The organism is Streptosporangium sp. NPDC002544 (assembly GCF_040295965.1).
GTDB lineage: Bacteria > Actinomycetota > Actinomycetes > Streptosporangiales > Streptosporangiaceae > Streptosporangium.
This window is the reverse complement of sequence record NZ_JBEOWJ010000002.1, coordinates 124,316-139,389: the sequence shown is the minus strand read 5'-3', so window position 1 is coordinate 139,389 and position 15,074 is coordinate 124,316. Positions and strand designations below refer to the sequence as shown.

General features: G+C 70.1%; 14 protein-coding genes. 4 read left to right on the top strand and 10 right to left on the bottom strand.

The features are described 5' to 3' along the window. The first annotated feature begins 95 nt into the window (after positions 1 to 95). Positions 96 to 1,064, top strand: coding sequence for a phosphotransferase family protein (locus ABT061_RS03510; RefSeq protein WP_350912209.1), 969 nt, complete (start codon positions 96 to 98; stop codon positions 1,062 to 1,064). Between the two features lie 94 nt (positions 1,065 to 1,158). On the opposite strand, the gene ABT061_RS03505 is transcribed toward ABT061_RS03510, so the two are convergent. From ABT061_RS03505 to ABT061_RS03480, 6 genes are all read right to left on the bottom strand, one after another. After that, positions 1,159 to 3,057, bottom strand: a complete 1,899-nt coding sequence (locus ABT061_RS03505) for a sensor histidine kinase (protein ID WP_350912207.1) — start codon at positions 3,055 to 3,057, stop codon at positions 1,159 to 1,161. Positions 3,058 to 3,283: 226 nt separating this feature from the next. Beyond that, positions 3,284 to 4,492: a cytochrome P450 gene (locus ABT061_RS03500; RefSeq protein WP_350912206.1), complete on the bottom strand. Its 1,209-nt coding sequence runs from the start codon at positions 4,490 to 4,492 to the stop codon at positions 3,284 to 3,286. 25 nt (positions 4,493 to 4,517) lie between these two features. After that, on the bottom strand, positions 4,518 to 5,309 hold the full coding sequence (locus ABT061_RS03495) for an ABC transporter permease (RefSeq protein ID WP_350912204.1): 792 nt from the start codon (positions 5,307 to 5,309) through the stop codon (positions 4,518 to 4,520). Further along, complete coding sequence (locus ABT061_RS03490) at positions 5,306 to 6,256, bottom strand: ATP-binding cassette domain-containing protein (protein ID WP_350912202.1); 951 nt, start codon at positions 6,254 to 6,256, stop codon at positions 5,306 to 5,308. Before ABT061_RS03490 ends, ABT061_RS03495 begins: the two co-directional genes overlap by 4 nt. A gap of 21 nt (positions 6,257 to 6,277) precedes the next feature. Beyond that, a complete protein-coding gene (locus tag ABT061_RS03485; RefSeq protein WP_350912200.1) occupies positions 6,278 to 7,126 on the bottom strand; it encodes a DUF4097 family beta strand repeat-containing protein in 849 nt (282 codons plus the stop codon). Between the two features lie 83 nt (positions 7,127 to 7,209). After that, positions 7,210 to 7,728, bottom strand: coding sequence for a toxin-antitoxin system HicB family antitoxin (locus tag ABT061_RS03480; protein ID WP_350912198.1), 519 nt, complete (start codon positions 7,726 to 7,728; stop codon positions 7,210 to 7,212). Positions 7,729 to 8,117: 389 nt separating this feature from the next. Between ABT061_RS03480 and ABT061_RS03475 the strand changes: the two genes are divergently transcribed. Next, a complete protein-coding gene (locus tag ABT061_RS03475) occupies positions 8,118 to 9,131 on the top strand; it encodes a hypothetical protein (RefSeq protein ID WP_350912196.1) in 1,014 nt (337 codons plus the stop codon). Between the two features lie 39 nt (positions 9,132 to 9,170). Here ABT061_RS03475 and ABT061_RS03470 read toward each other — a convergent pair whose 3' ends face one another. Beyond that, the gene (locus ABT061_RS03470) at positions 9,171 to 9,392 is read right to left on the bottom strand and encodes a hypothetical protein (protein ID WP_350912194.1); all 222 of its coding nucleotides are present in this window, start codon (positions 9,390 to 9,392) and stop codon (positions 9,171 to 9,173) included. Positions 9,393 to 9,582: 190 nt separating this feature from the next. Between ABT061_RS03470 and ABT061_RS03465 the strand changes: the two genes are divergently transcribed. Continuing rightward, positions 9,583 to 10,503, top strand: a complete 921-nt coding sequence (locus ABT061_RS03465) for a sulfurtransferase (protein ID WP_350912192.1) — start codon at positions 9,583 to 9,585, stop codon at positions 10,501 to 10,503. A 144-nt stretch (positions 10,504 to 10,647) separates the two neighbouring features. On the opposite strand, the gene ABT061_RS03460 is transcribed toward ABT061_RS03465, so the two are convergent. The 3 genes from ABT061_RS03460 to ABT061_RS03450 all read right to left on the bottom strand — a co-directional run bounded on the left by ABT061_RS03460 (position 10,648) and on the right by ABT061_RS03450 (position 13,310). Beyond that, positions 10,648 to 11,505, bottom strand: a complete 858-nt coding sequence (locus tag ABT061_RS03460) for a 3-methyladenine DNA glycosylase (RefSeq protein ID WP_350912190.1) — start codon at positions 11,503 to 11,505, stop codon at positions 10,648 to 10,650. 265 nt (positions 11,506 to 11,770) lie between these two features. Next, complete coding sequence (locus ABT061_RS03455; protein WP_350912188.1) at positions 11,771 to 12,205, bottom strand: YybH family protein; 435 nt, start codon at positions 12,203 to 12,205, stop codon at positions 11,771 to 11,773. Between the two features lie 112 nt (positions 12,206 to 12,317). Beyond that, a complete protein-coding gene (locus ABT061_RS03450; RefSeq protein ID WP_350912186.1) occupies positions 12,318 to 13,310 on the bottom strand; it encodes a sigma-70 family RNA polymerase sigma factor in 993 nt (330 codons plus the stop codon). Between the two features lie 225 nt (positions 13,311 to 13,535). Between ABT061_RS03450 and ABT061_RS03445 the strand changes: the two genes are divergently transcribed. Further along, a complete protein-coding gene (locus ABT061_RS03445) occupies positions 13,536 to 14,957 on the top strand; it encodes a hypothetical protein (protein WP_350912184.1) in 1,422 nt (473 codons plus the stop codon). Positions 14,958 to 15,074 lie beyond the last annotated feature (117 nt).

Genomic DNA, 15,074 nt, shown 5'->3' with positions numbered 1-15,074 from the left:
ACCGTTTCGAACACCGGAACCATGGCGGGAAAGCGATTCCCCCGCCGGGTGGAACCGGCACTTCCCGCGCCGAAGATGATGATGGATGATCGTTCATGGAGATAAAGACCAAGCGGCAACTGTCCACCACGGAGACCGCGAACCTGATCTTCCAGGCTCTGGGAAAGTGGCCCGTCTCCCTGCGGGAGCTTGACGCGGGCTCGTTCGCGGCACTGTGGCGCGCGCGGCTCGAAGACGGCGGCGAGCTGGTCCTCAAGCTCGGCCCTCCCGCCGACGTCGAGCTGCTCACCTACGAGCGGGACATCATCCGGACCGAGGCCCTCTTCTACGAGCTCGCCGCCGCCACCGGGGTGCCGATCCCCCGGCTGTGGCAGGCGAACCTCGACGGGCCGCTGCCGTACCTGATCATGAGTGCGATCGACGGCGTGGCCTGGTCGGAGCCGGCGGAACCGCTGGCCGAGGCGGACACGAGAAGCCTCCGTTTCGAGCTCGGCCGGCACCTGGCCACGCTGCACCGGATCAAGGGAACTGCTTTCGGCTACCCGCAACTGGCCGAGATGACGGCCCCGACCTGGCGGGAGGCGTTTCTCTCCATGGTCGACGGTGTCCTCGCCGACGCGGTCCGGTTCCGGGCGGTCCTGCCGTGGCCGGTGAACGAGATCGCGAGCGTCGTACGGGCTCGCGCGCACCTACTGGACGATGTCGTCACCCCCTCGCTGGTCCACTTCGACCTCTGGCCGGGAAACATCCTGCTGGAGCCGGACCGCAGACCACCGCGCATCGCGGCGCTGATCGACCACGAACGGGCGTTCTGGGGAGATCCGGTGGCCGACCTCGTCTCGGTCGACGTGTTCGGCACGGCCGAACAGGACACGGACCTGCTGGACGGCTACCGCGAGGCCGGCGGCCACCTGGACCTCACCCCCGACACCCGCGCCCGCCTCGCCCTCTACCGCGCCTACCTGTATCTGATCATGCTCGTCGAGGAGGGGCCTCGCGGCATCGACCACCCCGAGCGGCACGAAGTCACCGCCAAGTCGCTTGTCAGGCAGCTGGTCCACTGACGACAGGGGGCCACGTTTTTCACCGTCGAACTTCTGCCCCACAGGATTCGCTCGCACTCCTCTCGTGTGGTTCCCGGCCACCTGTACCCACCGGTCATGCCGGGACGGGGAGAACAGCCTCGACCACGGTGCCGCCGTGCTCGCCGTCACGGATCGAGCAGGTGCCGCCCACCTCGGCGGCCCGTTCGCGCATCGTCGACAGGCCGGAGCCCGAGCCCCGAGCCGGCGCGCCGACGCCCACCCCGTCGTCGGTGATCCGCACCCGCAGGTCACCCGCCCGCTCCAGCGCCACGGTGATGACCCCCGCACCGGAATGACGCCGGGCATTGGTCAGCGCCTCCTGCACGATCCGGTACGCCGCGACCTCCACCGCGGCCGGCAGCCCCTCCAGGCTCCCCCCGACGGTGACCGGCACCTCCACCGCCAGCCGCCGGATCGACTGCTCCAGCCCGACCTCGTCCAGCGTGCGGGGCCGGAGGCCCTGCACCAGCTCCCGCATCTCCCCGTTCACCGCGTCCATCCCCACCCGGAGATCGGCCAGCAGCTGATAGGCCAGGTCGGGGGAGTGCCTCAGGGATCGCCGCGCCGCCTCCAGCCCGATCGTTATCCCGGTCAACCGGCCCCCCAGCCCGTCGTGCAGGTCCCGGTGCAGCCGCCGCCGTTCCTCCTCCCGTGCCCCGGCCGCCCGTTCCCATGAGCGCCGCAGGTCATGAGCCATCTGTACGGCATGCGCGACGTCGGCGACGATCGGCACCAGGACGGCCAGCATCCGCCGCTCGTACGCCCGGGGGAAGCGCCGCGCCCCGGGCGGGCCGAGGAGCAGCGTCCCGGCGGGTTCACCGTGCCACACCAGGGGGACCTTGCGAGGGTCGTCCCCGAGCTCGCCGACGACGTGGCTCCTCTCGGTCTCGACCGCCGCCCCGGTCACCGCCAGGCCGTCGGCCACCGCCCGCACCGCCGCGTCCAGCGCCTGGGCGGGACCGGCGTGCTGGATCTGCCGCCGCAGGGCTTCGGCGTGCACCTGCGGGTCGCCGCTCCTGCCGTACAGGAGCCGGTCGAGCAGGCGCTGCAGGCGCCGCTGGACGGGCAGGAACGACAGACCCGCGAAGATCGCCGCGACCACACCGAAGAGCTCGCCGTAGTCGGCCAGGAAGAGTCCGGTGAGCGCGCCGACGGCCAGGTACGCCGTGGCGACGAAGACCACCAGGGCGCCGCCGACCAGGGCCCGGCTGACAAGCGTGTCGATCGAGTAGAGCCGGTAGCGGAGTACGGCGATGGCCACCGCGATCGGCACGGCCGCCTCGCCGATGGTGTCCAGCCAGAGGTAGTCCCAGCCGAGGATCTCGTTGAAGGCGAGGTTGTCGAACGCCACGACGGGCGCCAGCCAGGCGATCTGCCGCCGCACGTCCGGGTCGGCGCGCCAGAACCGGATGAGCAGCACGAGCAGGCTCACCCAGAGCAGCGGCCCGCAGATCGCGGCGGACACCTGGTACAGGCTCGCGAGCGGCCCGGCGGACTCGTGCAGCCGCGGGATGGCGATCACCAGCAGGAGCAGCTGCCACGAGATCAGCGCCAGGTAGACCCAGCGCCATCGGGGCCGCAACAGGCCGGCGTCCGGATGCGCGAGCGGCAGCATGAGCGCCGTGCAGGTGGTGACGGCGCTACGGAAACAGAGGAGCCAGTAGAGCGGCGGCGGGAGCGGCACCGCCCCCTGCCCGTACACCTCGTACAGGGAGATGGCGAGCGTCACCCAGCCGTTGGCCGCCCCGACCAGCAGGAGCAGCCAACCGACGATCAGCCCGGGACGGCGCAGCACGATCAGCATGCCCAGCGGGGTGCTGAGCAGTGCCTGGACGCGGGCGGTGTCGCCGACGCCGGGCGGCCGGGGGTTGATCGCGAGCTCGATGACCACGTGCGCGGCCAGCGCCGCGAGGCCGAGCGTGCCCAGGGACAGAGCCACGACCCGCACCGCGTAGTCCGCTTTCCGCCCCATGGATCCCTCCAGTAGGGGATTCTGGGGCCTGTGCCGACCTGTCAGCAAACTCTGACGACCAGGTCAGGCCCCGAGTGGCGATCTTCGGCCGGCGGCAGTGACGAAACGCCTGGTAATCCGTGCTGCCAGGGTTCCTGCGCGACCACCTCCGGCACGTGGGGGAGATCGCCGTCCGCCAGGACTCCGGATTAGATCGTCTCCCCCGGCATCGCACGATTCCGGGCGGCTATTCCTGGTCCCAGGTGACCTCGAGCCGGTGCACGCCATAGATGTTCATGTTGTGGCGCAACGGAACGTCCTCGGCCGGGACGGCCAGGCGGAGGGTCGGGAACCGGCCGAACAGCGCGGGCAGCGCGACCCGCATCTCGACTCGGGCCAGCTGCTGGCCGAGGCACTGGTGGATGCCGTGGCCGAAGGCCAGGTGCCCGGTGGCCTGCCTGCTCAGGTCGAGGGTGTCCGGGTCGGGGAACTTCTCCGGGTCGCGGTTGGCGGTCTGGACCGCGAGGGTGACCGTCTCGCCCGCCCTGATCAGGTGTCCGTCCAGCTCGACGTCCTCCAACGCCGCCCGGACGTTGGTGTGCGTGATGGTCAGGTAGCGCAGCAGTTCCTCCACCGCCCGGTCGACGCCGCTCGGGTCGGCGCGCAGTGCGGCGAGCTGGTCCGGGTGGTTCAGCAGGGCGAAGGTGCCGAGCGCGATCATGTTGGCGGTGGTGTCGAGCCCGGCACCGAGCAGGAACGCGCCGAGGCCGGCGACCTCCTCGTCGCTCAGGTCGCTCGCGGTCAGCTCGCTGAGCACGTCGTCGGTGGGGTTCGCGCGTTTGGCCTGCACCAGTCCACGCACGTACTCCTGCAGCGCGTTCCAGGCCGCGTACATCTCCTCCTGGGAGATGTACGCGGAGGTCAGCGCCTTCGCGTGACGGTTGAAGGTCGCGCGGTCCTCGTACGGCACGCCGAGCAGTTCGCAGATCATCATCGCCGGGACAGGGTGGGCGAACGCCTCGACCAGATCCACGGACGGGCCGTGGTCCTCCATGGCGTCCAAGTGCTCGGCGGTGATCTGCTCGACGCGTTCGGTGAGCACCCGCATCCGGCGAACGGTGAACCTGCCGGTGAGCAGCTTGCGGTAGCGGGTGTGCTCGGGCGCGTCGATCCCGGTGAGATCGCCGACCGGCGCGGGCGGAAACTCGGTGACGCCCGGAATCGGCAGTGGGAAGTGCATGAGCTCGTACCGGGAACTGAACCGGGTGTCGGCCAGGACCGCGCGAGTCAAGGCATGGCCGGTGACCAGCCGGCCGACGTGCCCGTCGGGATAGGTCATCCTGGTGATCGGGGTCGCCTCACGGATCCGGCCCAGTTCCTGTGGTGGATCGAACGGACACCCCTCGGGGCGGGTGATGGGCAGCGAGTCGACCGGCGAAATCTGTTGGTGCTGCATCGTTTCCCCTTGGCTCAAGTGCGGCTTAGCGGGTGGACTCGCGGTTGAACAGCTTCTTCGACCAGAGGTAGCCGCCGAGCGCGATGACGACGCACCAGCCGACCGCGATGACGGCGTTGTTCCCGATCGGCGTGCCCATCAGCAGGCCGCGCAGGGTCTCGATGAGCGGCGTGAACGGCTGGTACTCGGCGAACCAGCGCAGCACGGTGGGCATCGAGTCGGTCGGGACGAACCCACTGCCCAGGAACGGCAGCAGCAGCAGCGGCATACCGACGTTGCTCGACGACTCGACGGTCTTGCTGGCCAGGCCGAACGCGACCGACAGCCAGATGAAGGCGAAGGCCATCATCACCAGGACACCGATGAGGGCGAGCCAGTCGCCGGGCCCCGCCGACGGCCGGAAGCCGATGAGCAGCGCGACGCCGACGACCGCCGCGATGCTGAGCATCGTCTGGATGAGGCTGCCGATGACGTGCCCGGTCAGGACGGACACCCGGGCGATGGCCATGGTGCGGAACCGGTCGACGATGCCCTCGGTCATGTCCATGGCGATCGAGATGGTGGTGCCCTGGACCGCGGCGGTGATCGTCATCAGGATGATCGCGGGGGTGACGTAGTTGACGTACTCCGCACGTCCGCCGGAGACGCCGCCGAGCCCGGCGCCGAGCGTGCCGCCGAAGACGTAGACGAACAGCAGCAGGAAGACGATCGGCATGCCGATGAGCTGCAGTGTCATGGACGGGTAGCGCACCATGCGCTTGAGGTTGCGGCGAAGCATCGTCGCCGAGTCGGTCAGGGCGTGCGACACGGTGCTCATCGTGCGGTCACCTTCTCCTTGTTGCCGGTGAGAGCGAGGAAGACATCGTCGAGGTCGGGGGTGTGCACGCTCAGCGAGTCCACCTCGACCGCGTTCTGGTCAAGCCGGTCGAGCAGCGCCTTCAGCGACCTGAGGCTGCCGTCGTGCGGTACGCGCAGGGCGAGCGTGTCGCTGTCGCGAGACACCTGGTCCACAACGCGCGCGGCGGATTCGAGGTCGCGCTCGTCGGCGAACCGCAGCAGGACGTGGCCGCCGGGAATGCGCCGCTTGAGCTCGTCCGCGGTGCCCTCGGCGACGATCTTCCCGTGGTCGAGCACCGCGATCCGGTCGGCGAGCTCGTCGGCCTCCTCCAGGTACTGGGTGGTGAGGAAGATGGTGACGCCACCCGCCACGAGCTCCCGCACGATCTGCCACATGGCGCGGCGGCTGCGCGGGTCCAGCCCGGTGGTCGGCTCGTCGAGGAAGATCACCTGCGGTGAGCCGACCAGCGTCATCGCGAGGTCGAGCCGCCGCCGCATCCCGCCGGAGTAGGTCGCCGCCGTCTTCTTGGCCGCATCGACGAGGTCGAACTGTTCGAGCAGCCGGGCGGTCCTGCGCCTGCCCGCCTTCCGGCCCAGGTGGTGCAGATCCGCCATCAGGGTCAGGTTCTCCTGACCGGTCAGCAGGTTGTCGACCGCCGAGAACTGGCCGGTGACGCCGATCGCGGCACGCACCGCGTCCGGCTCGGCGGACAGGTCGTGACCCGCGATCCGCGCGCTGCCCCCGTCGGCGCGGATCAGGGTGGACAAGATCTTGACTGTGGTGGTCTTGCCGGCGCCGTTGGCGCCGAGCAACGAGAAAACGGTGCCACGCGGGACGTTCAGGTCGACGCCGTCGAGCACGACGTGGTCGCCGTACGACCGGCGCAGTCCGGTCGCCGTGATCGCAGATTGGGATGGCATGGTCATGAGAACCCCTTCGAGATCTGGTCAGGAACGGCGGACGGTGATGTCGCCGAACGACGTGTGCGCACGGACTTCGACGGTCTGCTCGGACTTCTCCGGTGCTTGGCCGAGGTCCTCCAGCGAGTTCTCCACCCGCCCGTAGGAGGTGTTCAGGTCGAGCCATGCGGCGGTGCCGGCGGCGACACCGATTTCGAGGTGGCCGGTCGAGGTGTGCAGCGTGACGGTGTCGCGCGTGACCTGGCCGATGCGAATGGTTCCGTTGGAGGTCTTGGCGTCCACCATGGCGTCGGCCCGGTCGACGGAGATGTCGCCGTTGGCCGAGCGCACCCGCAGTTCGCCGGTGACGGTGCCGATGTCGGTGTTGCCGTTGGAGTTCTTGATGACGGCGGTGCCGCCGATCTCGCCGATGTGCACGCGCCCGGTGCTGGTGGAGACATCGGCGTTACCCGCGACTGTTTCGACGGTGATGTCACCACCGGTGGTGTCCAGTCGAAGCGGTCCGGTCCGGTCGAGACGGAAATGCCCGACCGACGCCTTGAGCCGGCACTCCCCCAGCGTGCCGACGCCGCGCAGGTCCCCCACCGACAGGTCCGAGTGCACGTGCGAGCCGGTGGGAAGTTCGATCAGTACGTCGACCGACCTGGTCTTCTTGGAGAAGTCGAGCATGCGGGCCTTCGGCCCACGGACCGTCAACGTGCCGTTGGCGTACTCGACGCGCGTCTTCTGCGCGGTGTCCACATCGGACTCGTCGGACTCGTCGCTCGGCCGCACCTCGACGACGGTGTCGCTCCGGTCGCTCGCGATGATCTGCACGTCGCCGACGGAGAGCTCGATCGTGGCGGAAATCGGTTCAGGCGTGTCGAAAACCGGCATGGCTATCCCCTCAGAATGAGTCAGAAGAACATCCCCGCTGGTCGGAGATGTACGAAGAAAGTGGTTCCGGGTGCCGGCGTGGGCTAGCGGGCCCAGCCGGTGTAACGCTGCGCGTTGCGCTTGCCGCGCCGGTCGGAGCCGTGGTCGCTCTCCGAGGCACGCAGCGCGGTCGAGGCGGCCCGCACCAGCCAGGCGTTGAGCGAGCGACCTTCCTTGCCCGCCGCCTCCTCGATCGCGGCCTTGAGCTGTTCCGGGAGGCGGACGTTGATCCGTGCCACCGGGCCGTCCTCGAAACTCGCCGCGGCGTCATCGGCCGACACCGCGCCCGGATCCGGGGTGTCGGCGAGTGGCTGCTCCACCTGCCGAACCGTCACGACGAAGTCCGGGTCACGTCCACGCAGGTGCACCTGGACCGAACCGGGGGCCAGGTCTCGGGTGATCTCGTCGGCGGCCGCCGACAACGCCTCGAGCAGGGTGAGCCGGATCGCCGACTCCATCGACACGGTCAACCGCTCGATCAGCGCACTGGCGTCGCCATCACCGGTCTCGACGGCGGTCAGCAGCTCGCGACCGAGGGAGGCCACATACGGGGTCAGGTTCATGGCATCACTATGGCACACCATGGTGCCATCAACAAGCCATATTGGCTCAGATTGGCACCACTCTGGCTCAGGGCGAATGTTCGGCCGATCACGACAGACAGACCGGCCCCGGAACTCGCACGTCAGAGGGTGCGCTCGTCGTGCCGGCACCCTTCCGATGCGCGGGGCGGAGGGGAGCCACGCCCACCTACGCCTGGCACTTCTTCCGCCGGCCCCCGATCGGCGCCCGGCCGAGCCCGGCGAGCGGAACAGCCCCGGCCGATCAGGGACCTATCAGGAGACTCCGCCGAGGAGGTCCGCGGCGACAGTGAGGCACTTGCCACTTGGCGGTGTGGACGTGACGGATAAACCTGGTGCGGCCGTGCCCTGCCGTCCAGCACGATGAGGTGATGAATGATCTGTCCGGACAGAGGGTGGAGCAGCCTGAGGTGTCCGACCCCTGGCTCGACCGGATCCTGCGCGAGGGTGCCACACCTGGATTGCTGAGCGCCCTGGTCGAACGGCTCTCGCCGACCGACCTGCAGACGCTGCTGCTGGAGGTCTACCGCCGCCGCGCCGCCGCCGTGACGCCGGGTGGTCTGCTGCGGGCCTACGAGCGCAACCGTTTCACCGCGCCGTCGGCGCTGGACGCGGGTGAGCTGGCACGCCTGGAGTCCCTTGTCCACGGACGGCTGGCCCGGCATGGTTTCACCGGGTTGGCGCTGTCGCCGCTCTGCCCGCTGGGTACCAACTCCGCGGTGGCGACCGTGGACCAGCACAAGGTGGTCACCACCGTCCGTAACACCGAGGCCGTCGCGGACGCCACCAACGTCCTGGCCCTGGAGTGCGCGGTCCGCCGCCGGGAGTCGCTGCGGGCCAAGCCTCGTTCGCGCCATCGGGTCAGGCTCGCCGCCGTCCACCGGGTGGTGCGCGCCCAGGTCTTCGGCGGGTCAGGCATGCCGGCGCACTTCGCGCTGCTGGCGCTGTGCACCGCCGGTCGCGCCGAGGCTTCGTTCAGCTTCGAGGCGGCGACCCTGGCCGAGCAGATCGGTGTCCATCTCGACGTCCTGCGCGGGGCCGGCGAACTCGGCCACCGGATCTCCTCGGTTCGCGTGCTCCTCACCGACCTGACCGGGGGGCGGCATCGCCAGGCCCTGCGCGAACACGTCCTGAACCGGCTGGCAGGGGCGCACCCCGGCACCGCGTTCGCCTTCGACGACGACCGCGTGAACGGCCGCGGCTACTACGACGGCGCCTGCTTCGAGATCCGCGCCACCACCCCCGGCGGGGAAGAGCACAGCCTCGGCGACGGCGGATTCACCACCTGGACCGCCGATCTCCTCAGCAACACCAAGGAACGCCTGCTCATCAGCGGCCTCGGCATCGAACGCCTCTGCGGGGCGTTCCCCCGGCACCCCCGGTAGCCGCGACCGCCCTCCTGGGACTGCAGTGACATTCAAAGATCAGGGCTGGGCTCTGCGCTGGTAGTGGCATCGCCGAAGGTGGGCTTGATGGCGTCGTCGCCACTGTGACCGGCGCAGCACCTCCTGGATACCCCGGACCGGCCCAAAGACGAGTACGGCCGGCAGCCGGCGGACCTCCGGCACGGTCAGCGGGATGCCGTGGTCGTCGGCTTCGAACATGACGCGCCAGACGTCAAGGTCTACGCTGTGCCCTGTGGCCACCACATGATCTTTAGTTGCCTTCACAAACTCCGAATGATCGCGCGGTGGCCGCCTCCATGTGGCCTCAACCGCGAAAATCGCGATGTGTCACCGGAGTACTGGATCACTTTGAGGGCGTGTCCTGGCCTTGAGGATCAGTCCGGGTCACGACGGGGGCGCGACCAAGGCCGGGGCCGCCGGGAGGGGGAGTGTGGAGAAGTTGCTCGTCTCCTGCGATGAGCTGGCCGGACTGCTCGGCGCGCCGTCGGTCCGGATCCTCGACACGCGCTGGCCCGTGGGCGACGGTCCGGCTGGACGGAACCTGTACCGCCGCTCTCGCGTACCCGGCGCCGTCCATCTCGGGTTCGACGCCACCCAGGCACCCGGCCCGCAGCCACCGGGCCGGGCCGCCGACCCCGCGACGCTCGCCGCTGCGCTCACCGATCTCGGCGTCGGCGCCGACAGCATGGTGGTCGCCTACGACGACAACCACCAGTTCACCGCGGCGCGACTGGTATGGCTGATGCGCGCCCACGGCTTCAAGCGGGCCTTCCGCCTCGACGGCGGGTGGCCCGCCTGGCTGCGGTCGCGCGGGCCCGTGGAGACCGGGCCGATCTCCTCGCGGCCCGGCGTGACCCGCCCGCCGCTCCTGAGCCGGACCGGCTCCGCCATCGCCGGCCTGGAGGATGTACTCGCCCACCAGGCGGCCGGCCTGCCCATCCTCGACTGCCGCCGCGACTCCAGTTGGGCGGAGGAGCCTCAGCTCATCCCGGGCGCGACGAGGCTGCCGATGCGTATGCTCGTCGACTCCTTGGGGCTGCACCTTCCCCCATCCCGGATCAGAGCGGTGGCCACCGTGGCCGGGATCGCCGCCGACACGCCGGCCATCGCGTACTGCGGCGCGGCGATCTCCGCCCCGGCCGTGTGGCTCGCGCTGCGCGCAGCCGGCATCACCGGGGTACGGGTGTACGACGGCTCGATCACGGAATGGACCTCCAGCGGCCGGGCCCTGGTACCCGCGACAGCGTGCCGCCCCGGCTACTCCCAGGCGGCACAACCTCCCACCGCCGCGCCCACAGGCCGAGAAGACACCGACGAGGCGCCAGGATCTGAAACCGCCGGGCATCGTTGACGCCTGGGTCTCCGGCGCTGATCGCCTCCCGGGTGGCCTGCCTGTTGCGTGCCCGGAGGTCCGGGGCGTCGTCGTCATCGCCGAGAGGCCCGAGAAGAACCCCGCCGCTCCGGCCATGCCGGGCGGCGGCGACACGGAGGCCCCTCAGGCCAGGGCCAGTAGGCGGTCGCACTCCTGTAGCAGGCGTTGGCGGAGCGGGGCGGCGCGTTCGGTGAAGGCGCGCTGGGCGGCCACGTACTCCGCGCGTCCTTCGGCGGTCTCCACCTGGATCGGCCGGTAGCCCAGGGCGCTCAGATCGTACGGGCTGGCCCGCATGTCCACGGTCCTGATGTCGCGGGCGAGCGCGAAGCAGTCGGCGACCAGCTCGCTGCCGATCATTGGCGACAGCTTGTAGGCCCACTTGTAGAGGTCCATGTTGGCGTGCAGGCAGCCCGGCTGCTCCAGCTCCCGCTGGCGTTCGCGGGTCGGCTGGATCACGTTGAGCGGGCGGGCGGGGGGCGTGAAGAAACGGAACGCGTCGAAGTGGCCGCACCGCACTCCGCGCTGGTCGACGATCTCCTCGATCCGCTCGGGGGAGAGCCGGAGCGGGAAGGAGGAGTGCCGGATCTCCACCTCCGGCGTCCGGTAGACCATCGCCCACTCGTGCATCCCGAAGCAGCCCAGATAGGGCGGACGGCTCGCGGTGGCGGCCAGCAGCTCCCTCGTCCAACTGATCGCGGCCACGCGCTGCGGCAGCACCAGCTCAAGGTCCAGCACCGCGCCCTGCTCGCAGTCGCGGTAGTTCGCCCCGTAGGAACTCGCCCCCGCCAGGACCGTACCGGCGCCCGGATGCCACTGGAGCAGGCGTCCCGGCCGGAAGCTGTAGTAGGTGAACAGAAAGTCCTCGACCGGGTGGGCGACCCGCTCCCGACCGCGGCGCAGATGCGGCTCGACCCAGGCCCCGACCCGTTCCCGATGCGCCGAGGCCCGGCCCCGCCACTCCCGCTCGCTCAGCACTTCCACCCCAGCATGGTAAGAAGCGCCGGCCGGTAAGCGGTAAACGGAGAATCTTCCTCCCCGCAGTCGTAGATCATGGTTTGGCGGGGTCTACCGCTCTCGCCCCGGAACCGGCGCCTGACTCCCACAGGTCACTCGTACCGGATGGACCGTCGCAGCCCGCATGGCCCGGAGCCGCCCGCCTCCTGACCTGATGCGGCCTCGAATCCGGCCTGTCGCGGGCGAGAGCCGCCGTGGCCTCGCCCGCGACAGGCCGCCGCCGACGGCCCCGTCACGGGCGCGGGTCGGCCCTCGCCTCGCCGGTGTCCGTACCGACGTCGGGGAACGAGTGATGTTCGTGGGCGACGATCCAGCGGCCGTGCTCCTTGCGCAGGCCGAGCGTGAGCCTCAGGCGGTTCTCAGGCCGGTCGGCGAGATCCTCCCGCGTTCCGCAGCGCAGCAGGGCGTGCGCGTAGGCGATGTCGTCACCGGCGGTGACGTCCAGCGAGTCGATCTGGAACAGGGCTCCCTGTCTCTGCCAGGCGAAGAAGGGCGGCCACGACTCGCGGTAGGCGTCGATACCGCGTACACCCTCGTACGGTGGCGGCACGTCGAACATCACGATGTCCTCCGAGTGGTCCGCGAGGACGCCGCTCATGTCGCCCCTGTGGACCGCCTCGGCCCAGTTCTCGACCAGAATCCGGATCTGTTCCTCGTCAGCAGGCATTCTTCGGCCCGGTCCTTTCCCGGTTGACGATCCTGTCAGGACTACAACCCGCGCCGGACCGGAAAATCATCGCGCGCCGCCGGATCGGTCCCAGCCGGTCAGCCGAAACCGGTCAGCCGGGCAGCTCCGCCGGGAGGCCGAACGCCGGGAGCTCCGCGTCCAGGAAGGAGACCACCTCGGCGACCTTCGTACCGTTCAGGACGAGCAGGTCCAGGCCCGCCGCGACGTGAACGCCCCTGTCCTCGTCCCACAGGTAGGTGCCGAACGCGAGCTGCCCGTTCGCCCGCGTCGGCAGGAAGCGCCACCGCCGGCCCGACATCGCCTCGGCCAGGAACGTCCGGATGCCGTCGTGGCCCTCGTACCAGGCCGTCAACGGTGGCATCGAGTACCTCGCGTCGTCTGTCAGCATCGCCACGACGGCCTCGATGTCCCCGGCCTCCCACGCGGCCGCGTACCGCCGGGCCACTTCCCGCCGCGTCGTCTCGCCCATCGCGTCCAGGGTTGCCCGCTGGGTGGTCGCCGGAAGCAGGCCGTCGAGGACCTTTCTGGCCCGTTGCAGCGCGCTGTTGACCGCCGCGACCGTGGTGTCCAGCAGGTCGGCGACCTCGCGGGCCGCGAACCCGAGGACGTCGCGCAGCAGCAGGACAGCTCGCTGCAGGGCCGACAGGTGCTGCAGCGAGGCGACGAACGCGAGCTCCACGCTCTCCAGGGCCACCACTCGAGTCTCCGGGCTCAGCCGGTGGTCGGGGTAGGGTTCGAGCCACATCGCCTCGACCGGCGGCGCGCCTTCCGGGCTCAGATCGGCGGGAAGCTCGCGGCGCCCCCTGCGCTCGATCAGGGTCAGGCATCTGTTGGTCGCGATCCGGTACAGCCACGGCCGGATCGACCCCCGGTCCTCGAACCGCTCCAGGCTGTTCCAAGCCCGGACCAGGGTCTCCTGTACGGCGTCCTCGGCGTCATGGACGGATCCCAGCATCAGGTAGCAGTGCGCGTGCAGCTGATCCCGCAGCGGTCCGACCAGACGTCCGAAGGCGTCGCCGTCACCGGCCTGGGCCGCGACCAGGAGTTCCGCCGTGGTGGACCTGTCCGTCCAGCCGTGACTCATCCGCGCTGATCCCCCGTTCTGGGCCCACCGGAGCCAGGGTATGGCAGGAAAACCAAGGTGGAGTGGCGTGATCGCAGCCGACGATCCGCCCCTGAGAACCAGACCGGGAACTCACGGCCTTCACAGGGATCATGTGTCTCCCCGCCTTCCGGTTCAGACCCTCCGATAGCTGCGACCGGATAAACCAGTCGAAGTCGAATCGAACCAGCCGGGATCATGACTCCCATGACGTTCCGCAAGGACAAGGACAGAGACCGGTCCCGCCGAGAGATCCTCACCGAGTTGCACGGCTCGCTGGATCGGCGGTATCGGCCCGAGGACGTCGCCGACCTGGTGCTGCGAACACTGGACGGGCAGCTGTCGCGGCGCGAGCGTGTGGTGCTGGAGCGTGCGGCCAAGCACTCCTCCCGCCGCGAGGGCTGGTTCTCCTCGATGTCCACCGATTACGCGAGGCCGGTAGGTGGTGCCCGGCAGGTCGCGGCGGTGAGCCGCCTGTTCGAACGGTCGGCGGAGGTCGACCCCGACGATCCCGAATCGCTGCTGGAGTTCGCGGCGAACATGGGGCGCGAGATCCGGTGGACGCCGGACCGCAGTGACTTCCTGGCCGACCGGCTCAACCGGGACGCCCGGGAGGCGGCGGGCATGGATCTGTCCAAGCGGCAGTACAACCGCCGGTTCAGGTTGCTGGGCCGGGTCGCCGCCAAGGCGGGCACGCTGAGCACCGAGCAGGACAAGCGGCGCCTGCTCATGGTGGGTGTCACCGGCTTCGGCGCGGACATCCCAGTGGAGCGGTTCATCACCGACGTCGACGCCGCGTGCTTCGTGGCGTACTACACCGCGCGGCGCAAGGTGCGCCGGGAGTTCAGCCTGTCCGGGCGGGAGAACCCGTTCGACGAGATCGCCCAGGTCCTGCTCGACCGATGCACGGACCGGAGCGACTGGTGGATGATCGCCCAGGCACGGACGGCCCCTGACGTCCTGGAACGCCTGACCGACGAGGAGCGTGGACGGCTGCTTGGCCAGTGGTCGGCCGCCATGCGGCACAGCGCCGACGTACTACGCGCCCGCTGGAACCCCGGCACCGACCGCACCACGATGATCGTACGGCCCGGCGACGACTCCACCACGTGGAACAACCTGGCGGTCGCCTACAACGCGGCTCGGGCCGGCTGGTTGGCCTGCCTGGCATCGCTGGACGCGCTGGAGTTGCTGGAGGTGGCCTGTCCGGGCAAGGTGATGCGCCTGATGGCCGCCGACCTGGCCGCCTGGCATCGCGGCACCGGCGGCGACGTCGACCCCAACACCGCGGTGTGGGCGGCGCTGCCGCCGCCCTGGGAGGTGCTGGACGGCACCGCGGCCTGCACGCGTGCCGTCGTGGAGGCGGCCTGCCGTACGGCCGGGCTGGACCCGGCGCGGACGGGCTGGACCGCGCCCGCGGCTCGACGTGGGGTGGCGGTGTTCCGGCCGACGCCCGAACTGGTGCACGGAGTGAGCATCGCCGATCCGGTGTGGGCGGCCCTGCTGCGGCGTGCCGGGATGTTCAGCGGCAGGAGTGTGAAGCCCGAACTGGCCGCCGACGTCCGCCACGGGCTGGCCTCCGGGGTGGTGGTCGGCGATCTGCCCGCCACGGACCTTCCGGGAAAATAGGCCGGCGGCCCTGCCGTAGGTAAGCGGTGGCGCCGCCGGGCTTCGGATCGGATGAACGCCGGTGCGAGCCCGTCGGCGACGCCGCCGTTATTCGGTGGCGTCCGCCACGCGGTATCG